Annotated in this window: 25 protein-coding genes and 1 riboswitch; of the genes, 2 read left to right on the top strand and 23 right to left on the bottom strand. The window is 41.3% G+C overall.

Annotation, left to right across the window (positions count from 1 at the left end; translation table 11 throughout):
* Positions 1-126: 126 nt before the first annotated feature.
* The 8 genes from der to prsW form a co-directional block, all read right to left on the bottom strand.
* Positions 127-1,437, bottom strand: coding sequence for a ribosome biogenesis GTPase Der (gene der, locus MKZ10_RS08795; protein WP_342509831.1), 1,311 nt, complete (start codon positions 1,435-1,437; stop codon positions 127-129).
* A gap of 127 nt (positions 1,438-1,564) precedes the next feature.
* Positions 1,565-2,710 (bottom strand): 30S ribosomal protein S1, encoded by a 1,146-nt coding sequence (rpsA, locus tag MKZ10_RS08790; RefSeq protein ID WP_342509829.1) that lies wholly within the window; start codon positions 2,708-2,710, stop codon positions 1,565-1,567.
* 78 nt (positions 2,711-2,788) lie between these two features.
* Positions 2,789-3,373, bottom strand: coding sequence for a lysophospholipid acyltransferase family protein (locus MKZ10_RS08785; protein ID WP_342509827.1), 585 nt, complete (start codon positions 3,371-3,373; stop codon positions 2,789-2,791).
* Positions 3,370-4,047 carry a (d)CMP kinase gene (gene cmk / locus MKZ10_RS08780; RefSeq protein WP_342509825.1) on the bottom strand — a complete coding sequence of 226 codons (678 nt, stop codon included), beginning with the start codon at positions 4,045-4,047 and terminating at the stop codon, positions 3,370-3,372. Before cmk ends, MKZ10_RS08785 begins: the two co-directional genes overlap by 4 nt.
* Before the next feature lie 88 nt (positions 4,048-4,135).
* Positions 4,136-4,777 (bottom strand): flagellar brake domain-containing protein, encoded by a 642-nt coding sequence (locus MKZ10_RS08775; RefSeq protein WP_342509823.1) that lies wholly within the window; start codon positions 4,775-4,777, stop codon positions 4,136-4,138.
* Between the two features lie 226 nt (positions 4,778-5,003).
* Positions 5,004-6,290, bottom strand: coding sequence for a PepSY1/2 domain-containing protein (locus tag MKZ10_RS08770; protein WP_342509821.1), 1,287 nt, complete (start codon positions 6,288-6,290; stop codon positions 5,004-5,006).
* A 34-nt stretch (positions 6,291-6,324) separates the two neighbouring features.
* Positions 6,325-7,116: a spore cortex-lytic enzyme gene (gene sleB, locus MKZ10_RS08765; protein ID WP_342509819.1), complete on the bottom strand. Its 792-nt coding sequence runs from the start codon at positions 7,114-7,116 to the stop codon at positions 6,325-6,327.
* Between the two features lie 499 nt (positions 7,117-7,615).
* On the bottom strand, positions 7,616-8,299 hold the full coding sequence (gene prsW, locus MKZ10_RS08760) for a glutamic-type intramembrane protease PrsW (protein WP_342509817.1): 684 nt from the start codon (positions 8,297-8,299) through the stop codon (positions 7,616-7,618).
* Positions 8,300-8,358: 59 nt separating this feature from the next.
* Here prsW and MKZ10_RS08755 point away from each other — a divergent pair, with 59 nt between their 5' ends.
* A complete protein-coding gene (locus MKZ10_RS08755; protein ID WP_342509815.1) occupies positions 8,359-9,297 on the top strand; it encodes an asparaginase in 939 nt (312 codons plus the stop codon).
* Positions 9,298-9,590: 293 nt separating this feature from the next.
* On the opposite strand, the gene MKZ10_RS08750 is transcribed toward MKZ10_RS08755, so the two are convergent.
* The 5 genes from MKZ10_RS08750 to MKZ10_RS08730 form a co-directional block, all read right to left on the bottom strand.
* Entirely contained in the window at positions 9,591-10,565 is a 975-nt protein-coding gene (locus MKZ10_RS08750) for a YpdA family putative bacillithiol disulfide reductase (protein WP_342510112.1), read from the bottom strand.
* Between the two features lie 17 nt (positions 10,566-10,582).
* On the bottom strand, positions 10,583-11,380 hold the full coding sequence (locus MKZ10_RS08745) for a metallophosphoesterase (RefSeq protein WP_342509813.1): 798 nt from the start codon (positions 11,378-11,380) through the stop codon (positions 10,583-10,585).
* 231 nt (positions 11,381-11,611) lie between these two features.
* Positions 11,612-12,247 (bottom strand): LysM peptidoglycan-binding domain-containing protein, encoded by a 636-nt coding sequence (locus MKZ10_RS08740; protein ID WP_342509811.1) that lies wholly within the window; start codon positions 12,245-12,247, stop codon positions 11,612-11,614.
* A gap of 97 nt (positions 12,248-12,344) precedes the next feature.
* Complete coding sequence (locus MKZ10_RS08735) at positions 12,345-13,781, bottom strand: ATP-dependent DNA helicase RecQ (protein WP_342509809.1); 1,437 nt, start codon at positions 13,779-13,781, stop codon at positions 12,345-12,347.
* Positions 13,781-14,821, bottom strand: a complete 1,041-nt coding sequence (locus MKZ10_RS08730) for a helix-turn-helix domain-containing protein (protein WP_342509807.1) — start codon at positions 14,819-14,821, stop codon at positions 13,781-13,783. The genes MKZ10_RS08735 and MKZ10_RS08730 overlap by 1 nt, the downstream gene beginning before the upstream one ends.
* 109 nt (positions 14,822-14,930) lie before the next feature.
* Between MKZ10_RS08730 and MKZ10_RS08725 the strand changes: the two genes are divergently transcribed.
* A complete protein-coding gene (locus MKZ10_RS08725) occupies positions 14,931-15,182 on the top strand; it encodes a ferredoxin (protein WP_342509806.1) in 252 nt (83 codons plus the stop codon).
* A gap of 218 nt (positions 15,183-15,400) precedes the next feature.
* Here the strand turns inward: MKZ10_RS08725 and MKZ10_RS08720 are convergent, their stop codons facing one another.
* The 10 genes from MKZ10_RS08720 to MKZ10_RS08675 form a co-directional block, all read right to left on the bottom strand.
* Positions 15,401-15,982 (bottom strand): ECF transporter S component, encoded by a 582-nt coding sequence (locus MKZ10_RS08720; RefSeq protein ID WP_342509804.1) that lies wholly within the window; start codon positions 15,980-15,982, stop codon positions 15,401-15,403.
* A gap of 208 nt (positions 15,983-16,190) precedes the next feature.
* Positions 16,191-16,323, bottom strand: a riboswitch (FMN riboswitch).
* 199 nt (positions 16,324-16,522) lie between these two features.
* Complete coding sequence (locus MKZ10_RS08715) at positions 16,523-17,170, bottom strand: hypothetical protein (protein ID WP_342509802.1); 648 nt, start codon at positions 17,168-17,170, stop codon at positions 16,523-16,525.
* Positions 17,157-17,699 carry an RNA polymerase sigma factor SigX gene (gene sigX, locus MKZ10_RS08710; RefSeq protein ID WP_342509800.1) on the bottom strand — a complete coding sequence of 181 codons (543 nt, stop codon included), beginning with the start codon at positions 17,697-17,699 and terminating at the stop codon, positions 17,157-17,159. Before sigX ends, MKZ10_RS08715 begins: the two co-directional genes overlap by 14 nt.
* A gap of 45 nt (positions 17,700-17,744) precedes the next feature.
* The gene (locus MKZ10_RS08705; protein ID WP_342509798.1) at positions 17,745-19,529 is read right to left on the bottom strand and encodes an ATP-binding protein; all 1,785 of its coding nucleotides are present in this window, start codon (positions 19,527-19,529) and stop codon (positions 17,745-17,747) included.
* Positions 19,522-20,244, bottom strand: a complete 723-nt coding sequence (locus MKZ10_RS08700; protein WP_342509796.1) for a response regulator transcription factor — start codon at positions 20,242-20,244, stop codon at positions 19,522-19,524. Before MKZ10_RS08700 ends, MKZ10_RS08705 begins: the two co-directional genes overlap by 8 nt.
* Positions 20,245-20,415: 171 nt before the next feature.
* Complete coding sequence (gene ccsB, locus MKZ10_RS08695; protein WP_342509794.1) at positions 20,416-21,600, bottom strand: c-type cytochrome biogenesis protein CcsB; 1,185 nt, start codon at positions 21,598-21,600, stop codon at positions 20,416-20,418.
* On the bottom strand, positions 21,600-23,255 hold the full coding sequence (locus tag MKZ10_RS08690) for a cytochrome c biogenesis protein ResB (RefSeq protein ID WP_342509792.1): 1,656 nt from the start codon (positions 23,253-23,255) through the stop codon (positions 21,600-21,602). Before MKZ10_RS08690 ends, ccsB begins: the two co-directional genes overlap by 1 nt.
* A gap of 18 nt (positions 23,256-23,273) precedes the next feature.
* Complete coding sequence (resA, locus tag MKZ10_RS08685; RefSeq protein ID WP_342509790.1) at positions 23,274-23,810, bottom strand: thiol-disulfide oxidoreductase ResA; 537 nt, start codon at positions 23,808-23,810, stop codon at positions 23,274-23,276.
* 151 nt (positions 23,811-23,961) lie between these two features.
* Positions 23,962-24,693 (bottom strand): pseudouridine synthase, encoded by a 732-nt coding sequence (locus tag MKZ10_RS08680; protein ID WP_342509788.1) that lies wholly within the window; start codon positions 24,691-24,693, stop codon positions 23,962-23,964.
* 129 nt (positions 24,694-24,822) lie between these two features.
* The gene (locus MKZ10_RS08675) at positions 24,823-25,827 is read right to left on the bottom strand and encodes a D-alanyl-D-alanine carboxypeptidase (protein ID WP_342509786.1); all 1,005 of its coding nucleotides are present in this window, start codon (positions 25,825-25,827) and stop codon (positions 24,823-24,825) included.
* Between the last annotated feature and the right edge of the window lie 11 nt (positions 25,828-25,838).

Raw genomic sequence — 25,838 nt, 5'->3', positions numbered from 1 at the left:
CGCCCCGCTTTTGCCTTACGCTCCAATCAGCGAGAATAGAACCTCAATTTCACGAGTAATTGAACAAAGCTTTATATAAATATTTGTCTTTTAAATCAGAATAGGTAATTATGAAATTGAATCAAATTAACTTCTTGCACGTGTAATGAGTCGAATTGGCGTTCCTTCGAAGCCAAATGATTCTCGAAGACGGTTTTGTAAAAAGCGCTCATAGGAGAAGTGCATAATTTCAGGCTCATTGACAAATACAACAAATGTCGGTGGCTTAACTGCAACTTGTGTAGCATAGTAAATACGCAGTCGACGACCTTTCTCTGAAGGTGCTGGGTTTCTTGCAACAGCATCTTCCACTACTTCATTCAGGACGCTCGACTGAATACGAAGTGAATGGTTTTCACTAATCTGTTTGACCTTATCGAATAAAGTCGTGACGCGTTGTCTTGTTTTTGCAGACACAAATGAAATCGGTGCGTAGTCAAGAAATTGGAAATTATCACGAATATCAGCAATATACTTATTCATCGTCTTATCATCTTTTTCAACGACATCCCATTTATTGACGACAAACATGACACCCTTTCCAGCATCCTCAGCATAGCCCGCAATCCGCTTGTCCATCTCACGAATGCCTTCTTCACCATTGATGACAATTAAAACGACGTCAGAACGGTCTATAGCTTTTAATGCACGAAGAACAGCATACTTCTCTACATTCTCATAGACTTTTCCTTTTTTCCGCATTCCGGCAGTATCAATAATTTTGTATTTTTGACCATCATATTCGTAAGAAGTGTCAATAGCATCTACCGTTGTTCCAGGTATATTACTGACAATTACGCGATCCTCGCCCAAAAATGCATTGACCAATGATGATTTTCCGACATTTGGTCGGCCGATTAATGAAAATCGGATGACGTCATCTTCAATCGGTTCAGCACCTGGTTCTGGGAAACTTTTAGCAACTTCATCGAGTAAATCGCCGAGTCCAAGTCCATGAGATCCGGAAATCGGATACGGATCTCCGAATCCTAGTGAATAGAAATCGTAAATCATATCCCGCATATCGGGGTTATCAATTTTATTGACAGCAAGAACGACAGGTTTTTTTGTTTTGTACAAAATTCTTGCAACCTGCTCATCTGCATCTGTTACACCTTCACGACCATTGACGAGGAAAATAATAACATCGGCTTCGTCAATTGCAATTTCTGCCTGTGAACGGATTTGCTCTAAAAAAGGCTCGTTTCCAATATCGATTCCGCCGGTGTCAATCAGATTGAAGTCGTGGTTCAGCCAATCTGCAGAGCTATAAATACGGTCACGGGTAACACCCGCAACATCTTCTACAATTGAAATTCGTTCTCCAACGATTCGGTTAAAAATTGTCGATTTCCCGACGTTTGGTCTTCCGACAATCGCCACTGTTGGTTTAGTCATAATCATACATCCTTCCAGCTTATCTTCTTCATATTATACACAAAAAAGATGATGATGCTATAAAAGCATCATCATCCACGCAAGTACTTGTTCCTATTTTGTTCACACGCCGTCCAAAATAATAGATTTAATTTGAAAATTTCTTAAGCTGATCACCAATGACATCACTCAAAGAAAAACCAGATGCTTCTTCAGGCATTTCATAATCTCCATAGGAGTCATTACTATCTTCTTTTGCTATCAAGTCTTTAATGCTCAAGGATAGTCGTTTTTCTTCATGATTTACTTCCAGCACTTTAACATCAACTTGTTGACCTTCCTGCAATACTTCATGCGGAGTTCCAATATGCTGGTGAGAAATACGAGAAATATGGACAAGCCCCTCGACACCTGGGAAAACTTCAACAAATGCACCGTAAGATACAAGCCGTTTCACAGTTCCTTTCAGAACAGCTCCTTTTGGCGCGCGATCTTCAATTCCTTCCCATGGTCCAGGCAGCGTATCTTTAATAGATAGTGAAATTCGTTCTGAGTCACGATCGACAGACAAAATTTTCACATTCACTTTCTCGCCTTCTTTAAGGAGGTCTGACACTTTGTCAATATGGTCATGTGACAATTGTGAAATGTGGACAAGACCATCTATGCCACCGATGTCGACGAAAGCACCAAATGTAGCAAGGCGTTGGACTGTTCCTTCTAACACTTGACCTTCCTTCAGGCTCTCAAGCACAGCCCCTTTTTGTGAATCTTTCTCTTCCTGGATCACCGCACGATGCGAAAGAATAAGTCGATTTTTCTCTTTATCCATTTCAACAATTTTGAACGTCATCATACGACCTTTATATTCTTCAAATGTTTCAACAAAATAATCTTCGACCAGTGAGGCAGGTATAAAGCCCCGTACACCTAAATCAACGACTAGTCCACCTTTGACAACATCCTTAACCTCTGTTTCAATCGTTACTTTGTTTTTAAATTTCTCTTCAAGAGAATCCCATGAGTCTTCTGCATCGACTTTCCGTTTTGACAGGACATACGTGTTGTCTTCCACCTTCATGATGATCAATTCAAGCTCGTCGCCCTCTACAACTGCATCTGCAGCCTTTTCAATGTGGAGGCTGGACAATTCACTAATCGGAATAACACCATCAAATGGCGCTCCAGAAATTTCAACTGTCACCGATTTATCTTCAATCTTTGTCACTTTACCAGTAACACGATCACCTTCATTGTAGCTTTTCACCGTTTCCAAATTCATCTCTTCAGTCATTATGTAGTCCTCCCCTATAAAGAATTCTACTTCTATATTATGCGAATTGATTCATAAAAACAAAAATTAACCCTTACTTCATTTTTGATGTTGTTCAATTAGTTTGCGAATTTCATTCATGATGACTTCTGTCACTTCTTCGGATGAAGCCCGCCTTTCACGATAAGGGGTTACATCAATCGGTTTTCCGTAAACAACCTTTAATCTGCTAAAACGCTTGTAAGGACCAATAATCGCACAAGGCATAACGACGCCCTCTCCTTTGAGTGCAAAAAAACCAGCACCCGCAAGACCTTTACCTAATTCACCAGTCTTACTTCTCGTCCCTTCCGGAAATAAACCAACAACCTCTCCAGACTTGAGAATTTTCAACGCTTTACGAAAGGCTTCCCTATCGCTCATACCACGTTTCACCGGAAACGCTTTAACACTTGGCAAAACACTCTTCAAAATAGGTACATTAAAAAGCTCTTCTTTTGCCATGAAGTGAACGGGTCTTGGACAACTAATACCAACAATCGGTGGATCGACGTTTGCAATATGGTTTGTACAAAGCAGAACGCCTCCCTCTTTCGGAAAGTTCTCCTGACCGATTACCTGAATGCGATATAGCGGATAAAAGACTACACTACACAACCATTTCCCGAATGGATACAAGTTCATATGCTCTTCCTCTTTTCTGCAAGCTTACTAATTTGGCTTGCCACTTCTTCGATTGACATCGAAGTCGTATCAATGAGCACAGCATCTTCCGCTTGTTTCAACGGAGATACTTCCCTTTCACTATCCGCACGGTCACGCTCACTAATCTCTGCCTGTAATTCCTCAAGAGACGTTTCAATGCCACGCTCATTATTTTCAATATGACGGCGTAACGCTCTTTCTTCAACAGATGCAGTCATGAAAATCTTCAATTCTGCATGAGGTAAAACAGCTGTCCCTATATCTCGGCCGTCCATCACTACACCCGTTCCTTCAGCAAGTTGACGTTGTTTGTCAACCATTAGCCGTCGGACTCCCGAATGAACTGCAACAGCCGATACATGCGCTGTTACTTGCTGTGAACGCAACTCCTCTGTTACATCTACACCATCTACAATGACAGCTTGCCCTGTTCCAGACGGAACTAAAACAATTTCTGTTTCCTGCAACAGATTTTCAAGCTCCTCGCCGTTAGTAGTATCTATGCTTCGACGCAATGCTTTATGCGCAAGCGCACGGTACATCGAACCTGTGTCGATATAAGTGTACCCTAGTTTTTCAGCTGTCATTTTCGCAATTGTACTTTTTCCAGCTGCTGCCGGACCATCAATCGCGATTTTTATAACACTACTCATCTCATCTACCCCCGTACTCTTTTCGACAACATTGTACCATATAGAAAAAGGAAAAGTCCCATTCATGCAGACTTTCCCTTGATAATTATTATGTTCGATTTCTCATCTTTAACTGTCGCTCAAAACAAAATCGAATAATATATTGGGACTCCATCGGCTTGATATCTTCAAATTGTAATGAAGCAATTCGCCGACCACCCTTCTCCCATATTCGTGCAACTTTCGCATGAACTTTCACGTATTTTATTTCTTTATTTTCAAAAGGTAACACAATCGTCACGGCGACAACGTCTTCTGCCGCAAATGGAACGCTTTTAGGAAGATTGAGTGCAACACCACCTGCACTCAGGTCCTCGGCCACAAAATGGCTGAACTTCCCGTTCTGGTCAACCGCAATATCGATTGCCGTCTCTACTCGGACAAATTCACGTCTTTGGATTTTAATCAGTTCTTCATCACCCGGGTAAGATAATTTCAACATCGGAACGCCTTTGTTATGCCGACCACCTACTTCAGTACGAAAAGCATAAGATATTTTCTTTTCTCCAATGAAAGATACAAGTAATTGTGTACCATCTAGGAAAAAAGCCGTTTTCCCTGTCTTAATCTGTGTCGGATAATCAATCATTACAAACCCATCGCCCATATCAATCACTTTACTTTTATATTTTTCACTATCCTTTGTAAAGTCTGTGTCGATGATAATGATTGTCCCAATCGAAAGTAACATTCCAAAACACCTACCATCCATGTCTTAATGTTGTGAAGCATCAGGTGCTAAATAATAGGCAGTAATTGCAACCTTATATTTCTTTACCACTTTTCATCAGCTTTTAAATTCAGGTAATTTCACCCAATAAAATCCTCATGCTCGTCTTACTTTCATTATGTCATGATGGGTAGGATAATCCAATGTTTTTTTATAGAAGTCATATATCCCTCTCGAATGAGCTAAGCTATTGCAACCTTTCTGTTTTAATTACCTCTGATGTTTCGGTATCAACAATTACTGCATATGTGCCAATTTCCCCATTTTCGTCAATCGTTACCGTTAAATAATGTGCTAAACGTTGTTCTAGTCTGTCATTTTCTACATATGCAAGCTCTTCCTTAGCAATCGTGACTGTCGAATGGAAAAATGTTTTCCAATCCTTTTTCGTAATAGGTTGTGGTTTCGTTTTCTCTTTTCGGATATATTCAGCAGCATCAAGCCCCACTATGCCACCATTATCTTTAGCAACCTTCAAATGGATTGTATCGGAAAATACTTTCGCTTTATAGTCAGACTCTACCCGGACATAGACCATATGCCAGGCTGTACTATTTTCTCTTGACTCTTCGTAAACTAAGTCTTTGTAACCTGCATCCTGTAAAAACTTCTCTGTCTTTTTTTGAATATCTTCAAATGGCAGACTTTGCTTACCGAACGGCCTCTCAGAAAGGAAGGACAAAACATGTCCGCCTTTTTCCGTAATATCGATATAACCGAGAGCTTGATTTTCTGCAAAACGGATATGATAAAATGGATAAGGCGAGCCAGGTTCACTCATTTCAATGCCTATTACATCATTAGAAACAGCTGGAAACAGCGTTTTGAAACGTTCAACCGCCCCTTCTTTCGTCACTTTCGCATCTGCCAGATCTTGCAATTCTTTTTTCTTCATCGAATCTGACTCGCTCGCTGTCAACGGAAAATCACTTTCTGTATATTGTTTCACTGCTGTACCCATACCTGCCCAATCATGTCCCTTGTCGGCAGATTCCAGTCTATTCTTCCAATCATCCATCGACAATCTGCCATTCACCATTCCGACGGTCGCGAGCTCCCACTGATCCGCCAGTTCACGAAGATTACTGGAAGCTTGCGACATAACTTTATGGTATGCATCGTCATCTGATTCTCCATTAGCCTCTTTTGCATAATTACCAAGTCGACCAAGATAATTCAGCCATGAAGCTGAGAAACTTTGGTCTAACGGTAATGTCGCTACTGAATTTTTAATATCAGAAGACAAGCGCCAAATATCTTCACGTGCTTTTTCCGAGCCGTCCGATTGATTGAACAGTAATGTCTTCTTCACCGCGGTATCGAGCTCTTCCAGTTTTTCAGATGCATCTGTCATTTGTTTAGCATATTGCCCGCTGAGTGCAATCGAAAGGTTTTCACTTTCAACTGATTTTCCAACAGCAAAGATTGTTAAGGCCGTCAGTGTGTATACTAGGACAAACAGTACTTTTCTCATAATTCGATAAAGAGTCTCCTTTCATCATTTATTTTCAATTACAAAAGATGTGCAAGCCAATTTTCTTTATTTGTGGTCGTGACCAAATCCATTTACTCGTCGCAGTAATTGGATTAAAGTAGTAGGTAGCATTTTCCGATGGATCCCAACCGTTAATAGCATCAAGAACGGCTTCTTTTGCACGTTCATTCGGTTCCAGCCAAATTTGCCCATCCGCTACAGCAGTAAAAGCTAGCGGTTGAAAAATCACACCGCCTACAGTGTCCGGGAAGTCTGGGTGCTCCACCCGATTCAAAATAACGGCTGCAACCGCAACTTGGCCATCATAAGGCTCTCCTCTCGCCTCTCCGTACACAGCATTCGCCATTAGTTGGATATCCTTTTCCGAATACTTGCCTGGTGCTTGGACAGTATTTGTTTTCCCCGTTCCTTTTGTCACTTGAGAGGAGAGCGGTTTTCCACCGTAATGTGTAAATTTATTTCCTTTACTCAAGTTGTCTTTGACAAACTTCTCATCATACTCTGATGCATCGACTAATTTCTTTTTCGTCTTCGCTCCTGCAATTCCATCAATCGGAAGTCCGTATTTCTCTTGAAAGTTGCGCAGTGCCCAATACGTGCCGTAGCCAAACTTACCGTCAATCGTTCCCGTATAAAAACCGATATACTGTAGTCGTGATTGTAATTCTATGACATCGTCGCCATTAGCACCACGCGCCACATTTTGCGAACTAAAGGCTTCGATTTGTACAGGCGAGGTAGCATATACGCACCCAAGGAGCAGGACAATCACGATTATGCGGATGAACCACTTTTTCACTTTCATTCCTCCTTTTTGTGTAGGTTACCCAAAGTTTTTCATTTTATTTATCTTCATTCAGCAAATGCTTTTGTACTGAAAGTGAAGCGTCAGCTACAGAAAACTTCCACCTCCACAGATGGAGAGATGAATGCTGTTTTGTTTCCCAGTTCAGCAGGTGCCCAAACTCCCGCTGAATGAAGAATGGAAGGCAACCTAAGTTCACCGCGTCCTGCGGCAACGGTTGCATAACCAACATCCTGTTGGTCCGCGGATGTCACAGATTTTGAAGGGAGTTAAGAAGGCAGTCTAAGTGCGCGACATCCTAATCATGTGCCTTAATTTCTGCAAAGGCACAGAAATACGGCAAATCGAACCCTTCGCAGTTCGATTCGCAACGACTACATAACCTACATCCTGTAGGCCTCAAGCTCAATTCAAAATCTTGACGCAATCACGCCGAGGCGCGATTGATTAAGAAAAACTCTGTTTTTAACCATAAAAAAATGATTCAGCCTTGGCTGAATCATTTTTTTATCACTCGCGCTTTGCGTCTGAATTGCTGCATCGCAAACGTGTGCGCGTATTTCACTCTCGTTAGTCCAAACCACCAAAGGAATAGCATGAACGGGATGATTAAATATTGTGAAATAGCACTTATCTCAAAAATTCCATTGTACATAAAATGAAGGCAATATGGAGCAAGTAACGCGAGGAACAAGTATTTATTAATATTGGATTCTACTGCAAATTTCGCACGGCCAAAATAATATCCCATGACTACACCGAATAAAGCATGACTTGAAACGGGTAACAAAGCCCGCATGAATGCAACATCAGCTCCAAATGCAAGCAAATAAATCACATTTTCAACGGTGGCAAAACCGAGTGACACACTGGCGCCATATAAAATACCGTCGTAGGCGTCTTCAAACTCAACATGTCTATAAATTGCAATGAGTAGGATGAGCCATTTGAAAAACTCCTCAATTCCACTCGTAAAAATAACATTTCGCATAAAATAGCTAGAAAAAATGTTTTCTTCTTCAAAAACATGCTGAATGAACATAATCGGAAAAGTCATTATAGCGCCATATATAAATGTATGAAATAATGTACGTGATGGTTCTTTCGCAATTTGCTTTCTCAAATAGAAATAGCTGAAGAGCGCCAATCCAGGCGCAATTGCCACTGTAAGCAATATAAACATAGGCGCACCCCCAATCCATACCATTATACCATGAATTACCTTTTATAGGAGGGTCCATTGTGAAAAAAAATATTCTATTAATCCATACGGGCGGAACAATTTCGATGCAGTTAAATACGGAAACCGGTGGCGTTATTTTAAGTGCCGCTAATCCACTTGCATTGGAAATCGACAATATTCAGCAGTTCGCAAATATTACCGAAATCGAAGCTTTCAATTTACCATCGCCCCATATTACACCTGGACATATGCTTGAATTAAAGCTAATGATTGACCAAGGGATTGTAGATAGTAGCTTTGACGGTATCGTTATCACACATGGTACCGATACACTTGAAGAAACTGCCTACTTTTTAGAACTTTCGACGAACTATAACATTCCTATTGTATTGACAGGCGCCATGCGCTCTTCCAATGAAATTGGTGCGGATGGCGTTTATAATTTGATGGCTGCTGTTCGGGTAGCAGCCGCTGATAATGCAAATGACAAAGGTGTTCTTGTCGTTCTTAATGATGAGATTCATACGGCAACAAACGTGACAAAAACGCATAGCAGTAGTGTATCTACTTTCCAAAGTCCACAATATGGCCCTATCGGTATTGTGACGAAATCGGCTATTCATTTCCACCATGCGCCTTTAGCTCGGGTTCATCTTCCTGTAAAGGATATTCAGAAAAAAGTGGCTATGTTCAAAATCTATGCCGGCATGGAACCCGATATGCTCCAGTCGGTAGCTTCACTTGGCTATGATGGTGTCGTACTTGAGGGTCTTGGCCAAGGGAATGTGCCGCCAGCCTTACTCCCAGGTATTCAGCAACTATTGGAGAAAAACATCCCTGTCATTGTTGTCTCTCGTTGCTTTAACGGCATCGCACAAGATATATACGCCTACGAAGGTGGAGGCAAAATGCTGAAAGATTTGGGCGTTCGCTTTGAGCATGGACTAAGCGGTCAAAAAGCACGGCTGAAGCTTCTTCTCGAACTTTGTTTGGGCTGAAGAGCATCGGCGAAACTCGGCTACCTCGGGCAAACTGGACTACGTATTAGTGAAACTGAGCTACCCTTATGCAAAACTGGGCTACGTATCGGCGAAACTCGGCTACCTCAGGCAAACTGGACTACGCATTAGTGAAACTGAGCTACCCCTATGTAAAACTGGGCTAGGTATCGGTGAAACTCGGCTACCCCAGGCAAACTGGGTTACGCATTAGCGAAACCCAACTACCCCAGTAGTTAAACTAAAAAGACTACTCTTCAACCAATTCGGTCGATGAGTAGTCTTTATTTTCCTTAATTCACAGCGGTCTGTTTTGCTTTAATCGCGCGGGCAATCATTCCGCCATGGAACTTACCATTTTCGATAAATATTTCATTCGCATTATTTCCTGCCGCAATGACGCCCGCGATATAGAGCCCCTGTACATTTGTTTCCATCGTTTCCTCATTGAAAGTAGGGCAACCACTTTCCTCATCCGTCGAAATACCGATGCTTTTCAAAAAAGCATAATCCGGATGATAGCCAATCATCGCAAAGACATAGTCATTATCAATAACAACTGTTTCTCCTTGCTGCTCAATCGTCACACTCGACTCTGTAATCGCAACGACATGCGCATTAAAATGCATCTCGATGTCACCCGCGCGGACGAGGCTATCGAATCCAGGTAAAATCCAAGGCTTCACACTCGGCGAATAGTCGGATCCCCTGTAAACAACCGTGACTGATGCACCCGCACGCTCCAATTCAAGCGCAGCATCGACAGACGAATTTTTACCACCTATAACGACAACCTTTTTCCCGAAGAATTGATGAGCCTCTTTGAAATAGTGGAAAACATTCGGTAAATCCTCTCCCTCAACACCAAGTTGATTTGGATTATCATAATACCCCGTAGCAACGACAACATTTGTAGCAAAATATTCATCCTTATTCGTCACCACGCGGAAGCCTTCCATTTCCCGTTGAATATCCTCCACTTTTTCAAAACTTTGAATCGCGATTTCTTTTAGCTCTGCCACCTTACGGTAATAAACTAACGCATCGTTACGCTTCGGCTTATCAATTGCCGTGATGAATGGGATATCACCAATTGATAATTTAATACTTGAACTGAAAAACGTTTGATGTGTCGGGTAATGATAAATCGAGTTAACAATATTCCCTTTCTCAATTACAACTACATTCAGTCCAATTTGCTTTAATTCAATTGCTGCAGACAGTCCACAAGGACCACCTCCAACAACAATGACATCTTTTCGATTCATTTCCTTCATAACTTTTTTTACAGCTCCTTTAGTACACTTTCTTCATAATGAATAGTAATCACATGACATTCAGGTGCCGCACCTAGTCGTAGCGGCACTGTGGACGTGCCATAGCCATTACTTACGAGCTTAGCCCTACCCTGATCCAAACGGAACGCTCCTTTTTCCTGCAAGCCCCATTTACCTAATCGTATTTGCCCACCATGCGTATGACCGGCGAGCATCAGGCGAGGAAGGCACATCTGCTCTACTTTTCGAAACAATGAAGGTGTATGAGTTACAACTATCACTTCTTTATACTGGTCAATGTTGTGGAGAGCCGAGTCAATATTAACATTTCGACTCGATGGATCATCCGTTCCACACAATCCCCAGTCCGAATGGCCAGGAATAGACACCGTTTCATTATCCAAAACCTTACCGCCATAGCGGCCAAGTATTTCCCTTATTGCCGCTTCGCCAACCTCGCGATCATTATTTCCCCACACGAAAAATAGAGGGCCGAGAGTGGAAAGATGACGAATATTTTGTGTGATACGTGCTAACGGGACGCCTCTTTCCGCAAGATCTCCTCCAATAATAACAACATCTATTTCACGGCCTTCACAAATTTTAGCCAGAAGTTTTCCATCTATTTTCCGTCGGTGAATATCAGAGATAAAAAATACCGTCAGCTGCTTACTCGCCTTATTCCCAACACCGAGTTTCATATCATGGTAAATAACATTTCTTTGTTTTGCATTCATAAACATAAAAGTAAAAAACCCCATCGCCATCGAAAGAGCAAGCCATACCATTTTATTGACCGTAATCATGCCTCTCCTTCCAATCAATTACGCCTTGGCGTAATTGCGAATCGAACAGCGAAGGGTTCGATTTGCCGTATTTCTGCGTACTTTGCAGAAATTAAGGCACCTGCAGGACGCGGCGCACTGAGGTTACCTTCGCTTATGTTCATTCAACAGGGGATTCTGCTGAATGAACATAAAAAAAGGCAAAGCAAGACACTTTGCCCCTTTCTTTACTTGTATAGACAATCGAACAACTCAAGGAATCGTGAGCGTCTGTCCGACCATGATATCATTTGATGTTAAACCATTTGCATTCTTTATTTTTTCTATACCAGCGTCTGACCCATAGTAATTGACTGATATACGGTAAAGCGTTTCACCGTTAGCTACCTTATGCGTTTTTACCGTCGACTCTTGCTCCGTCTTACCTTCCGCTTCCTTTTCCGGTGTTGGATTAACGTCTACGACAGGTTTTTCCGGCTTTTCGTCAAGATTTTTTTCAGATTCAGACTCCGGCTCATGATTAACCACTTCATCAACTTTCTCCTCACCTTTATTATCCTCGTCATCTAAAGCAACATCTTGGTCAATATCTTCTTTTTGCTCATCAGGCTTCTTATTTTCTGTTTCTTCATAACTGACAACGGCATCTCCATCTTTCGCCGATGGATTGCTGCCTGGATTATAAAAGTCAGAAACAACATAAACTAAAATAATTACTGGAATCAACGTAAATAATCCGAGAACGATATTAATCATTAAATGACTAGATTTCTTTTTCGGCTTGCTGCCTCTCCTATGCAATTCTGCACGGGATGGTAGACTGTCACTATCCTGAAAAATTTCCTTCCTATGTTCCTCGAACTCAGTTTTATAATTATCCTTTTTCATCAGTACATTCTCCTATCACATCGTGCTATTCCTTTATTATGACGAATTTTGCCGTAAAAATCAAATATGCCTTCGTCTACTTTAGCATTCCAGAAGATTAACCAAGAAGCTTGATTAATCTGTCCTGCCAATCCAATATCTTCCTATCATCAACATGCTGCTTTTGCCGTTCTAACTGCAATCCTTCGGTCAACCCGCAAACAGAACAACAATATGTCGGTCTATCCTCACAAGACTCCCCAAAAAATTCCAAGATAACTTCTCGAAGACATTTTTCAGAATGGACTAATCGTAGCATAATTTGTAGCTGAGTCTCTTTATCACGTACTAATTCTGCGATCCACTGAATAACATCCTCAACTGGCATACGTTCCTTATAATAATCTATGACACGTTTTCCTGTTTCGCTCATTCCAGTTATCGCTGCGGCTTCATCTGGTACTATATTGTTTCCAAGTAGGCCTATATAATGCCTGATTTCTGCTTCCTGTGGAATATCCGCCTGAACAATAAAGCGCATTCTTCTTTCATCATCAGCCGTGAACAATAAGGTGGCCGCAGATTGTTCGCCATCACGCCCCGCTCGACCCACTTCCTGTATATAACTAGCGATAGCCTGTGGTACATGCTCGTGAATGACCTGACGGATATCATCTTTATGTATGCCCATTCCAAACGCATTTGTCGCACATATCCAACTAATTTCACCTGTACTAAATTGCTCTTGGATAAACGCACGGTCTTCCTGTTCCTTTCCCGCATGATAGGAAGCAACCGTTATACCTTGCTGTTGTAAAATAAGAGCGAGCTCATCCGCTCGTTTTCGCGATGCCACATAAATAATACCGGGTCCTATCGTCCCCATAACCCTTTCTTTGACCCATTCTGTCTTCATCATTTCATTCTCCACTTTTACAATTGCATAAGAGATATTCGGACGGTCCAACGACTGACGATGAATGATAGGAGATTGAAGCTGTAAATAATGGATAATATCTGCGGTCACTTTATCATCGGCAGTAGCAGTAAGCGCCAGCACACCGGGACGATTAAATTCACCAAATAATTCACCTATCCGCAAATAATCCGGTCTAAAATCAAAACCCCATTGCGAAATGCAATGCGCTTCATCGACGACAATTAATGCAAGCTGAGTTGTACGCAATAGGGCAATTACATTTTTCTGCAATAGCATTTCAGGTGAAACAAAAATGAATTTATACTTCCCTAATTCAGCCATAATTCGCTTTTTCTCCGAAAATGATAGAAATGAATTTAATGCAACAACCCGCTTTTCACCATTCCTTTTCATAATGGCCACTTGGTCCTCCATTAATGCTACAAGCGGTGAAACAATTAGAACCGCACCCTCTAATTCATACGCTGGCAACTGATAACAAAGTGATTTCCCGATTCCAGTTGGCAAAATCGCAAGCGTGTCCTTGCCCGCAATAACATCACGAATAACCGCTTCTTGCCCAGGTCTAAATTGCTCAAAACCAAATTTCTCTTGCAGTATTTTATGTATATCCATTAGCTTCTTTCCCCCGTCCGCGCACCTAAAATAAGTCGTAGCTGAAAATAAGTCAGCTCCACAAACTCATCCTTCAATATGCGTAGCCTACGCGTTTCAACTTCCTTCACTTTTGCAACGACAGCCTCTATATAATCCTCCGTGACAAACTGCGTAAGAGGAAATTGCGGATCGTTAATAGACATTTCAACAAAATGGTCTTCAATTGTACTCAATTTCAAATTTCTCGTTGTCGCGATATCTTCGATGGACAAACCTCGATTGAAAAGCTGCTGTGTTTTTCTAGAAGAATCAGTCAAATAGGTCGTTACTTTAATATTGTCTGCGATTTTTCGTAAAAAAGACAATTCAGCTGACTGTTCAATTACAACGAGCAACTTATGTAAACCTTCTATAAAAAGTAAATAGACCGAAAATGGCTGTAGCCCTAAATAAGCTGCTAACTGATCCCATGTCCAACCCGTTAGCTTAAAACCGCTTAGTCGATGTGTTACAATAATTTTTTGGTTATCATCCATATCACTACGTTCTATGCAGAGCCTTAGCTCCTCAGCAATATAACGGGCGTATGCAGGATCACTAATTGGTTGCTTATGATATAGATTTCTTATGAATGTCTGGCTATCATAATCTTTTTGAACCGGCATAAATGCATGTTCACCCACTTTAAAATTCGACACCGTCTGGATAGCAAGTGACAGCCTTGCAAAGAAAATCATTTCCCTGCCCCGATAATCCCAACCGTTAAACGCATAGGTAGGTAAATTCTCCATAAGTTGGCGACCACTTGTCGTTATTTTGACAAAAGAATCTTCCCCCGTTGTAATATAGCCGGAATTGCTTAATAATGTGGCTGCTTCGTCAAAGTGCTCGACAGTTAATTTGGGTAATATACCAAAATAAGCTTTTAATCCATAGTATTCAACATCTTGTAATGTCTGTCCCGAGCGTTTCCCACGTAGCAAGTGGAATCCTGCATAAATTGTTCGCTCACCATCTAGCTTCTGAATGATTGTTAATAGGATTGAAGAAAGTTTCATAATAAATTCCTCCACAAAACAAATTCTTTTTGTTGAAAACTGTAGTCAATATCATTAGAATGAAGAATGAAGTAAATTGTTTGTACGGAGAAAAGAGGAGAGAAAGACTATGCCTAAATATACAATCGTCGATCAGGATACATGCATCGCATGTGGCGCTTGTGGAGCAGCAGCCCCAGATATTTACGATTATGATGATGAAGGAATTGCTTACGTTATCCTCGATGATAACACGGGTACAGTGGAAGTTCCAGAAGAACTGCTGGAGGATTTGGAAGATGCATTTGATGGTTGCCCAACCGATTCAATCAAAATCGCAGATGCGCCATTCGATGGCGATGCGTTAAAATACGAAGACTGATTGGCCATTTAAATGATGAAAGCCCGTGTAGAAAATATTCTGCACGGGCTTTCTTTATGGCTAAATTGTGACAGATGAACGACCGCATAAGATTACCGAAAAATGCGTAGGGTGCGATAAAGTCGCATCCCTACGCATCAAGAAATTCCGGTAATTTTATAGCAATAGTAATCCAAGAGTTACTGCACACAGTATACTTAAATTATGACGTTAATCATTTACGCCATCAATTGAGTTCGTTGCTGGATAATCCACTTTTTCATGCTCTTGAAAAGCAACATTGTAATCGCCATAAGCATAATTCCTTTTATTACATTAAAAGGTAGAACTCCCAAGACGATAAAAGTAGATAACTCACTACCTACCATTGCTGGGAAATTCATGAAATATGTGTACATTGGTAAAAACAGTACATAATTCAAAACGCTCATACCGACAGCCATAGCAACAGTTCCAGCAATCAGCCCAGCTGCCAAACCTTTAGATGATTTGAATTTATTGTGGATGAAATAGATGGGCATGATGAATAATACACCTGTCGCGAAGTTCGCAATTTCTCCTACTGGAACGCCTGTTGGACTTCCTGACATAAACCAGTGCATGACGTTCTTGATCAATTCTACAAGAATACCTGCTACCGGCCCCATTGTCATAATGGCTAGTACTGCCGGAATTTCCCCAAAATCGATTTTCAAGAATCCTGGTAATGCTGGCAACGGGAAATTGAATTGCATCAATATCGTTCCAATACTCCCAAGGATTGCGATGAGAATCATCTTTCTTAATTTCTTGTTGTTCATTGTGTTCCTCTCTCCTTTTGCGATTCACTTCAAAAGAGGAAAGGCCGTTCCGTCAATCATATCTACAAAAAATCCCTAAAGCTAAATAAGCTCAAGGGATTGTTAAAGGTATATTTAAAGTAACGTTTTAAAGAAGCCTATTTCTCCTTCTTTAATTCGTACTTAAATAAGCACCCTTTTTGTGGACAACACAAAAAGACGGCCGCACCTTCACCTTCTCCCATCCAGACTATACTGTCGGCTCTGGAATCACACCAGAATCAGCTGTTAAGCTCGCGGGCTAAGAAGAGAAACTCTCCATTTCCGCCGGTCGGGAATTACACCCTGCCCCGAAGATGAATCAATATTTTATTACTACTCTAGTATATACAGCAAAAAGCGCTTTGTAAACTTTATTGTTTACAAAGCGCTTTATTTGTTTTATCTGGGTACAGGATGTGTTTGAATTGCCTCTGATTAATATGATTTTTGTATTCATTTCGCCGATTTTGGAGAAAGGGTTTTCTGTATCTGACGCATCATTTTATAAAATACATCGGTTTATTCTCCAGCTGGTTCTGGTAACACAGTTGTTAAATCATAATGGAGGAAAGTCGGTTGCATCACGTTTTCTAAACGCACTTGCTTGTTAAAGTTTTTAGCCGTTAACATGAACCCTTCTAGCATCGCACTCACTTCATCTTGATTCAAGATGGACAAATTTAGTGGCTCTGTAAAGGTAATTACCGCAACTCCCTCTCTCTCCTGCACAGTATATATAATACCTTTCGGCACATCTTTCATTTCCAAAAGTGCTGCTTCAATTGTTCCTCCATGCTCCATTTCTGGAGTACTAAAAGCTTCGACTTCCCGTGCGTCAGATTTAATTTCAGCACTTTTTTCTTTCACATTATCCATCGACATTTCAGCTTGGATACTTACTGAATCGGCTGACTCGTTAACGCTATCATACATCGCGCTATCATTTTGCTGTAGCATTGAGGGAATAAGTAAACTAAAAACAAGTAATGCCGCTACCGCCACCAAAGCAGCCATCCACTTTTTAGATATTGTTCGACGAGGGGATTGCAGTCGTTCGTCTTGTTTTAATCGTGCCAATATGTCCGACGACAGGCGCTCATCTTGAATATCTGGCATATTGCGCAGAAGGCTGTCAATCTTGCTGTCGTCCCATTTACTGTCGGTCATCTCGTTTCCCCCCTTCTGTAGGAAGAGCATTCAACTTCTTTTGTAATGCTTTGATTGCCCGGTGTTGTGTAGTCTTTACTTTACCTTCTGTCCAACTGAGAATTTCCGCTGTTTCAGCAATCGATAAATCTTGAAAATAGCGCATCGTAATGACCATTTTTTGGTCACCCGTACAAGTATTCAATGCTTGTAAAAGAAGCTTCATCTCTTCACTAAGTGTGACCAATTCTTCCGGTAAAATCCCCGTTGAAACAAGCTCACTTTTTTCCCAGTCAAATTTATCGAATAGATGCTTTTTACGGATAGCATTTTTTCTGAAATGGTCAATTGCAACATTTTTCGCAATGGAAAAAAGCCACGTCTTTTCAGAACTTTTCCCTTCAAAACCGCTATATGCTCGCAATACCCTCACGTACACTTCATGTACGAGATCTTCAGCGTGATCACGATCTCTCGTCAAATAGATGAGAAACTTGAACACATCTTGATGGTATTGCTCATAAAGTCGGTGGAAAACGGAGTCGTCCATGAAATACCCCCGTTCTATACATTAGTCGTTATTCAAGCTAAATAGTTACAACTTTTTCAAAGGCAATGTACAGCTGAAAATAGTACCACTATGTTCTCCTCTGCTCGCCGTGATTGCTCCGCTATGCGAATCAATAATATTTTTAGCGATGGCAAGGCCTAAGCCTGTTCCACCCTTCCCCCTTGTCCTCGCCTTATCCGCCTTATAGAAACGTTCAAAAATATACGGCAGATCTTCTTCTGGAATACCAACACCCGTATCTGTAACTGTCATTTCAATTGTATCGACATATTTCTCAACACGCAATGTGACATTCCCGCCATCGGGTGTGTGACGGATTGCATTGTCAATTAAATTCGTAAACACTTGCTCAATTCGATCTTCGTCAACATTTGAAACGATTTCTTCATCCTTCGGAACATCAAATAACAACTCCACATTAGCATCACGTGCAACTTGCATGAATTTATTCACTATCCGATCGAGGAAAGGAATCATCGACACATCGTCTTTGTACAGTCGCATATGCCCAGATTCCATCCGTGCGAGGTCGAGTAAATCTGTTACAAGTCTGCCCATCCGCTTAGATTCATCATGAATAATTTGGACCATCTCATTACGCTCTTCATCATTCGTCGTAACGCCATCAATTATCGCCTCACTATACCCCTGGAGCATCGAAATCGGTGTCCGTAGCTCATGTGAAACGTTAGCAATGAAATCTGATCGTAGCTTGTCCAGCTTATGCTGATCCGTCATATCACGGAGAACCGCTACTACCCCGCGAATATCACTCCCACTATAAAGGGGACTAATCGAAACTGCGTAAAAGCGACCTCCTAGCTCCAATTCATCCTCAACTTCTTCCGCAAACGTGACGACATGATCAAGCATATGGTAAATTTCCGGTGGAATGGTGTTTTCCTCATCCTGCGCGCCGCTTTTAAAATACCAATTTTGTAATAAGCGCTCCGCCTGCGGGTTGCTCAATAAAATCGTATAATCCCGATTGAACGTAATAACTGCGTCCGTCATAGACGTTAAAATGCTGGAAAGCTGTTCCTTTTCTTGGTTGATTAATTCTACATGATATTTAAGCTGTCTGCCCATTTGATTGAATGCCGTTGCAAGCTGACCAATTTCATCATTTTGCGCAACAGGCAGTCGTGTATCAAAATTGCCTTTCGATAATTCAAAAGCAGCTTGTCTCATTCCGCGTAAAGGAGATGTAATTCTTGTCGATAAGAAAAACGCAAAAAAAGTTGTTAAAACAAAAGCAATAAACGCTGACAAGAATACGATATTTGTTGTTTCCTTCGTCGCTCGATGAACAGCTTCTAAACTTTGATAGATGATAACCGAACCAGCAATTACTTGTTCCTGTTCAAATGGGTAGGCTAGCACAAGATATTGCTCCATTACATCACTTTCCTCGATGGAAGGCAATATCATCTCTTTTACAATTGGCGTAACTTTTTCTTGATTGGACGAGAAGATGGTTTCAGATAGGATTTTACTTTCGATTTGCTCCTTATTCAGCCCCAGCTGGAAAGAATATGTTATTTCCCCATCATTATCTACAATCATAGCATCTACTTCATCACCAAGGATATCTTCAATAATGAGTTGCATCGAAGATTCACTTTCATGATCCACAACAACTTTTCCAATCGTCATAGCATCCCTTCGCAATGAGTCCTCTGCTTGTTGCGTATGAAAATCATCGAGAAATTCCAGCAACAATGCCGTCACAACAAACAGAACAAAGGAAACGAGAAGCAATATGGTTGCCCACAGCTTCCCGACGATTGAATTCCATATTCTATTCATTGTGTGGAACCTCAAATTTATAGCCCACACCCCAAACGGTGACAATCATTTTCGCAGCACGTTCGGAAACACGACTTAGTTTTTCACGCAGCCGCTTAACATGCGTATCGACTGTGCGAAGATCACCGAAAAATTCGTAGTGCCACACTTCTTTTAATAGCTGCTCCCGGTCGAATACTTTGTCTGGTGATTTCGCTAAGAAATAAAGCAATTCATATTCCTTCGGCGTAAGATTCACTTCATTGCCGTCTGCGGTTACACGATGCGCATCGTTATCTATCGTCAACTGCGGGAACACAACAAGATCTTTCGACGAAGAAGCTGATGCGGCCCCGTGAAATGTCACAGATCTTCTAAGAATTGCTTTAACCCGCAAAACCACTTCACGCGGACTGAACGGTTTAACTATGTAGTCATCGGCACCCGATTCAAACCCAGTTACACGATCAGCTTCCTCGCCCTTTGCTGTAAGCATAATAACGGGCGTCATGATTTTCTTTTCTCTTAGCTCCTGCAACACCTCAAGACCATCTTTTTCAGGCATCATTAAATCTAATAAGATACCGTCGTAATGAGTCGTCAATGCTTTTTCAAGCGCTTCAGCCCCATCAACCGCTTCTTCGATTTCATAGCCTTCGCGTGTAAGATACATATTTAACAGACGACGAATCCGCTCCTCGTCATCCACCACTAACAACGTCACTTTTTCTTCCACAACTCATTACCCCTTTCAACATCCATCTATATCCATTGTACAAGCCGCCTTGTAAAAAAGAAACTACAAAGCGTAATCCTACTAATCCGCCGGAGGCTTTGACTAATTTCAGTCAAAAAGACTGCACGGCGTCCAGTGAACAACCGTGCAGTCTCAAGTCAGAAGGTTAAATTAAGCGTATGAATGCAATCCTGCAATGATTAAGTTCACCGCGATCAAATTAAACATAATAATGATGAAACCGATGACCGCAAGCCACGCTGATTTTTCGCCTTCCCAACCACGTGATAAACGCACGTGGAGAAACGCTGCATAAAATAGCCATGTAATAAGTGCCCATACTTCTTTCGGATCCCATCCCCAGAATCTAGACCATGCTTCATGTGCCCAGATCATAGCGAAAATGAGTGCCCCAAGTGTAAAGATAGGGAAACCAATTACAACGGCACGATAACCAATTTCGTCCATCAGCTGTGAATTTGCCTTTTTGGCGAACGGCTGGAACAATGACGCAATCGGACGTCGGAAGATGAGCCTAAGAATGATATACAGTATAGTTCCTATTGCGACTGACCACACGAATGTCGTTAGCGTCTTCGCATTGACGATAGCTGGCATTTCCGCCCATGGCGTCATGGCGCCCGGCGTTAATGATTCAGATTGATTCATACCGAATAACGGTGGATAGTTATAGCTGATTTCGGCTGGCATTTCATTTTTATCGATATATGAAAATTGCGCTTCATAGCCAGTTAGTTTAAATGTTGTCGATGACAATACAAAACCAATCACTAGGATAAGCGTAAACATGACTGCTTCTAACCAAAAGCGTTGTTTTGATTTCTTAGTCATATCAATATTTTTCAGCAAGAAAATGAGTCCAGCAACCGCACTGATAGCAAGGATTGCTTCACCAAGCGCTGCTGTAATCACGTGAATCGTCAACCAATAACTTTGGAGTGCCGGGATGAGTGGCGTAATCTCCTTTGGAAACATGCTTGCATAGGCAATGATAATAACCGCTATCGGCAATGCAAACAATCCAAGTGATGGTGTCCGATAAAGGAAAAATAACAGAATGAATGCTCCGACAAGCATCATGCCAAATGCAGTCGTAAATTCAAACATATTACTAACTGGCGCATGGCCAGAAGCTATCCACCGAGTGATGAAATAGCCAACATGAGAAATAAACCCAATGATTGTAATCGTTATCCCGATTTTTCCCCATCTATTATTTTTATAAGTTGCTTCCGATTTCGCGCCTTTTACCGCACCACTAAAAAATGCTGTTGCGATAAGGTAAGCAATAAATGAAACCAGAAGTAAATTAGCACTTAACGCTGCAAATCCCATTATGATTGCTCTCCTTCCTTATCTTCCAAAATAGCATCTGTATCCTGCCTATCCGTATAAGTAGGTAATGCCGCATGTTCTTTCACCTGATCCAACTCCTGTTTCAACTTGAACCAGTTTTTATTCGTATGTCCAGCAACTAACAGCTCGTTGCCAGTTCCTTGTTGAATCCAAATTCTTCTATGGTTCCAATAGGCACCCTGTGCAACACCAATCATAAAGATAATTCCTCCGAGAAGAATGACGTATAGCGTCTTATCCTTACGAATCGTTAACCCTGAAATATCACGTGTTTCTGCACTGACAAACTTCACTTTATAATCATTTTGCTCGGTTTCAAGTGTTTGCTGGATTGCGACAAAACTTCTTTCACCAGCTGGCTTGTCAGGCGTCTTCATCTCAAAGATAAAAGCAGGATTATTTGGAATTGGCGTTTTCGTATCCGGTTCTCCATCTGTCATAACAAAATCAGGATAATAATCCATCAATGTAACAGTTGCACCGTCTTCCAATTGATAGTTCTTAGCAGGTTCAGCTAAGTCAACCGTGAACTGACCATAGGTTTTATCAGTTTCCTTTTCTGTTAATTGGAACGTCATTGATTTTAATTCATCGAGACGATAATCCATTTGGAATACGTTAAAGCCATCGAATTTCAGTGGTTTGTTAACGATAATAGAATAGTCCTTCACGAATTCAAAATCGCTAGAGCCTACTAGTGCATCATCAGGTATTTTATAAAGCGCAACATCCGTCTGATAATTACTCGCAATCATCCCCACACGTTCTATTGCCTCACCGAATACTTCGTCTGCATCGTCTTGTGTGTAGTTTTCCAAGATGAATTCTTTACTTTCCAAATAATATCCCTCTGCACCTGGGATAGAACGTGTTTCTCCTTCACGGAGCCACATCGTTTCATCTACGTAAAACCCAGGGATTCCTCGTAATAAAACACCAAATAAAAATATGATAATTCCAGCGTGATTGACATAGGGACCCCATCTTGCAAAACGCCCTTTTTCCGCTAATAATGCACCATTTTCGGTTTTGATATTATAACGAAGTTCCTTCAGTTTCTCCTCTGCTTTAAGAAGGGCCGCAGATGGATCCTCAGAAGACCCTTCACCATAAACGCGCTGTTTTTTCATGAAAGAAGGGTGACGCTTTGTGCGTTGCTTTTTCAAAGATTTATACAGTGGTACGACACGATCGACACTGGCAATAATAACAGATGCGCCAAGCATTCCCGTCAACGTGATAAACCACCAACTATTATACATATCATAAAAGCCAAATCGGACGTAAATTGTACCGAAAAATCCGTATAAACCCTCATAATAGGCCAAGTAGTCGTTTATGCCGGCGACCGGTGATAGTGGTACATACAATTTCTGTGGAAAAATGGTTCCGATTGCAGCAGTGACAAGTACGGCAACAATGATTCCAATCCCAACTTTAACACTCGAAAAGAAATTCCAAATCTTATCGACAATCGATTTGTTATACGTCTGTGATCGCCTGGACGAGCCTTCGTAGCGCATGTCAACAAGCTCACTCTTTTTAGCTTCTTCGGTTTGCGGTCTTCCGCATTGTTCACAAAGTACTGTGCCAAATGGATTCTCATGACCGCACTGACATTTGATTTTACTCATTTTGCATGTACTCCTTACTTATGGTTGAATACTTTCCAAATAGGAAATAATTTCAGCCTCAGTCATTTCGCTTGTAATAATTTTTTCGATTTTCCCCTCTTCATTAATCAGAAAAGTCGTGGGGAGTGGTACGATATTATAGGCCTCTTTAACACTTTTATCTTTATCAATCGCGATAGGAAACGTTAGACCATATTGATCTCTGAATGCTTCTACCTTCAACGTTGGCTCTGCGATATTGACGGCAAGTATTTGAACACCCTTCCCTTCAAAAGCAACGTGCTGACTTTCCATATGCGGCATTTCTTTTTTACATGGACCACACCAAGTTCCCCAAAAGTTCAAGAACACACCTTGTCCTTTATAATCGGATAGGCGATGTTTATTGCCATCCAAATCCACAAGTTCAAAATTAGGTGCTTTGTCACCAACCGCTAACACTTTTACTTTATCTTTCGAAGTGATAGTATAACCGACTGCTGCTACAAGCAGTAACAGGACAATTGTCCTTATAATAAGACGGCTTTTCTTCTTATCTACTTTTGCCAAACTCATTTCCTCCTAACGCCATCAATTACACCTCTACGCTCCATTATAACAAATGGATTTCTGTAGATGCTCTTCATAAATGAAAGGATTGTGAACGTTTGATCCAACAAGAAGGCATTGAACTGCCTCCTCACTCATTATATCAAGCCTACGGCGATTAACCGATTTTTCCCGTTTCAGCAAGGACACGAAGCTGTTTCACTTCATGCTTCGTTAGCTCACGTGCTTCTCCTGCATTCAAACCATGGGTCGTCAAATTACCAAATGATTCCCTACGGAGTTTCAACACCGGACAACCGATAGCGTCGAACATGCGACGCACTTGACGATTCCGACCTTCATGAATTGTAATTTCAATCAATGCAGTTCCTGCTTTTTTATCGACTGTTTGCATCTTCACATGCGCCGGGGCCGTTTTACCGTCGTCCAAGTCAATCCCACGTTCTAGTTTCCGTAAGGATTCACGGTCTGGAATACCTTTCACCTTAGCGACATATTTCTTCTTAATGCCAAATTTAGGATGCGTCATTAAGTAAGAAAAATCACCATCATTCGTCATCAGAATAATTCCTGATGTGTCGTAGTCAAGCCGCCCAACTGGAAATACCCTTTCTTCAACAAGAGGAAACAGGTCCAGTACCGTTTTTCTTCCCTTATCATCATTGACAGTCGAAATAACTGATCTCGGTTTATATAAAAGATAATAGACATAATTCTCTTTAACAAGCTGAATGCCTTCCACTTCTACTCGATCTGAATTTGAAACTTTTGTTCCAAGCTCCGTTACGACAACACCGTTTACTTTCACTTTACCTTCTACAATGAGTGTTTCGGACTTTCTCCGTGATGCTACACCCGCTTGCGCCAATACTTTTTGTAATCTTTCCATCTAGACACCTCGTTCTTCATTCTGCAAAAATTATGTCACACTTTGCGTCAAATTAAAAGAAGACTGTCCTATATAGCGGCAGTCTTCTCAAAAACGACACATATTCAATAGGCCATTATGAAATTGACTCTATTGTTTAATAATTATTTCGCTTGCAATGAGGGGCTCATTGTCAAATAAAACTGTCCAAAGCCCTGTACTTTTTTCACTTTTCCCCTTTGGAATTCGGACAATATTTTGCAACTTAGCCTTCTCCCCTTTTTTGAGTAATAGTCGGATTGAATTTTTCAATTCCATTTCAACCCCTGGCAGGATAGCATATGTCCCCTTTTTCGCTACGGTTGTTAATTTGTAACTTGAAAATACTTTATCCGCCAAGTTTTTATGTGTATTCCAATCATCACTATGATTGAGTGTTACGACGATGATATTTTTTCCATCCTTTTCAAAGTATGTTGCCAGCGTCCGACCTGCCGTTTTCGTAAAACCTGTTTTGCCAGCAATCGCAGTTGACTCAGAGTGGAGAAGACGATGTTTGTTGCGCCAGCTATATATTTGATCTTCACCTTCGTAACGATGGTTTTTAGTCATCGCTATTTCACGAAATTTGTCATTGTCCATCGCATAGCGTAGCATGAGCGCCGTTTCATATGCTGTAGACAAATGGTGGTCATCATGTAAGCCAGACGGATTTGTGAAGACAGTTCGTTTTAGACCGTATACTAACGCCTTATCATTCATCAAGTCCACAAAACCTTCTAGCGAGCCACCTGCCTGTTCCGACAACGCATGAGCTGCATCATTACCAGATCTTAGCATTAAGCCATATAACAATGTCTCAGCGTCTATGTGCATGCCCTGCTTCAAGTAAATGGATGACCCTTCGGCTGATGAAGCTTGTGGAGAAATCGTAACATCTCCGAACGAGCTTCCACTCTCGATAAATGTCAAAGCGGTCCAAATTTTCGTCAAGCTAGCGATTGGTAACCGAACGTTTTCATTGTAACCTTCCAATAATCGACCCGTGTCTGCATCAATAACTGCCCATGCGCTACCTGTTGCTGCCGCTTCTTTCGGTACAGCGCTAAGAAATAATGAGAAAAAAAGGACAATAATCATCGTCCGTTTCAACATGCGCTTCCTCC

Origin of the sequence: Sporosarcina sp. FSL K6-2383 (assembly GCF_038618305.1) — a bacterium.
Classification (GTDB): domain Bacteria; phylum Bacillota; class Bacilli; order Bacillales_A; family Planococcaceae; genus Sporosarcina.
This window is presented reverse-complemented; position numbering and strand designations above follow the sequence as displayed.

Excerpts from the sequence above, each read along its gene's own strand:
- MKZ10_RS08745 (WP_342509813.1), bottom strand. The coding sequence starts at position 11,380 with ATGATTACGGTCAATAAAATGGTATGGCTTGCTCTTTCGATGGCGATG.
- MKZ10_RS08735 (WP_342509809.1), bottom strand. The coding sequence starts at position 13,781 with ATGGATATACATAAAATACTGCAAGAGAAATTTGGTTTTGAGCAATTT.
- MKZ10_RS08740 (WP_342509811.1), bottom strand. The coding sequence starts at position 12,247 with ATGAAAAAGGATAATTATAAAACTGAGTTCGAGGAACATAGGAAGGAA.
- MKZ10_RS08750 (WP_342510112.1), bottom strand. The coding sequence starts at position 10,565 with ATGAATCGAAAAGATGTCATTGTTGTTGGAGGTGGTCCTTGTGGACTG.
- MKZ10_RS08675 (WP_342509786.1), bottom strand. The coding sequence starts at position 25,827 with ATGTTGAAACGGACGATGATTATTGTCCTTTTTTTCTCATTATTTCTT.
- MKZ10_RS08690 (WP_342509792.1), bottom strand. The coding sequence starts at position 23,255 with ATGAGTAAAATCAAATGTCAGTGCGGTCATGAGAATCCATTTGGCACA.
- MKZ10_RS08775 (WP_342509823.1), bottom strand. The coding sequence starts at position 4,777 with ATGTTACTTTCGATTGGGACAATCATTATCATCGACACAGACTTTACA.
- prsW (WP_342509817.1), bottom strand. The coding sequence starts at position 8,299 with ATGTTTATATTGCTTACAGTGGCAATTGCGCCTGGATTGGCGCTCTTC.
- MKZ10_RS08770 (WP_342509821.1), bottom strand. The coding sequence starts at position 6,290 with ATGAGAAAAGTACTGTTTGTCCTAGTATACACACTGACGGCCTTAACA.
- MKZ10_RS08730 (WP_342509807.1), bottom strand. The coding sequence starts at position 14,821 with ATGAAACTTTCTTCAATCCTATTAACAATCATTCAGAAGCTAGATGGT.
- cmk (WP_342509825.1), bottom strand. The coding sequence starts at position 4,047 with ATGAGTAGTGTTATAAAAATCGCGATTGATGGTCCGGCAGCAGCTGGA.
- MKZ10_RS08705 (WP_342509798.1), bottom strand. The coding sequence starts at position 19,529 with ATGAATAGAATATGGAATTCAATCGTCGGGAAGCTGTGGGCAACCATA.
- MKZ10_RS08715 (WP_342509802.1), bottom strand. The coding sequence starts at position 17,170 with ATGACCGACAGTAAATGGGACGACAGCAAGATTGACAGCCTTCTGCGC.
- resA (WP_342509790.1), bottom strand. The coding sequence starts at position 23,810 with ATGAGTTTGGCAAAAGTAGATAAGAAGAAAAGCCGTCTTATTATAAGG.
- MKZ10_RS08720 (WP_342509804.1), bottom strand. The coding sequence starts at position 15,982 with ATGAACAACAAGAAATTAAGAAAGATGATTCTCATCGCAATCCTTGGG.
- ccsB (WP_342509794.1), bottom strand. The coding sequence starts at position 21,600 with ATGGGATTTGCAGCGTTAAGTGCTAATTTACTTCTGGTTTCATTTATT.
- der (WP_342509831.1), bottom strand. The coding sequence starts at position 1,437 with ATGACTAAACCAACAGTGGCGATTGTCGGAAGACCAAACGTCGGGAAA.
- rpsA (WP_342509829.1), bottom strand. The coding sequence starts at position 2,710 with ATGACTGAAGAGATGAATTTGGAAACGGTGAAAAGCTACAATGAAGGT.
- sigX (WP_342509800.1), bottom strand. The coding sequence starts at position 17,699 with ATGGACGACTCCGTTTTCCACCGACTTTATGAGCAATACCATCAAGAT.
- MKZ10_RS08785 (WP_342509827.1), bottom strand. The coding sequence starts at position 3,373 with ATGAACTTGTATCCATTCGGGAAATGGTTGTGTAGTGTAGTCTTTTAT.
- MKZ10_RS08680 (WP_342509788.1), bottom strand. The coding sequence starts at position 24,693 with ATGGAAAGATTACAAAAAGTATTGGCGCAAGCGGGTGTAGCATCACGG.
- MKZ10_RS08725 (WP_342509806.1), top strand. The coding sequence starts at position 14,931 with ATGCCTAAATATACAATCGTCGATCAGGATACATGCATCGCATGTGGC.
- sleB (WP_342509819.1), bottom strand. The coding sequence starts at position 7,116 with ATGAAAGTGAAAAAGTGGTTCATCCGCATAATCGTGATTGTCCTGCTC.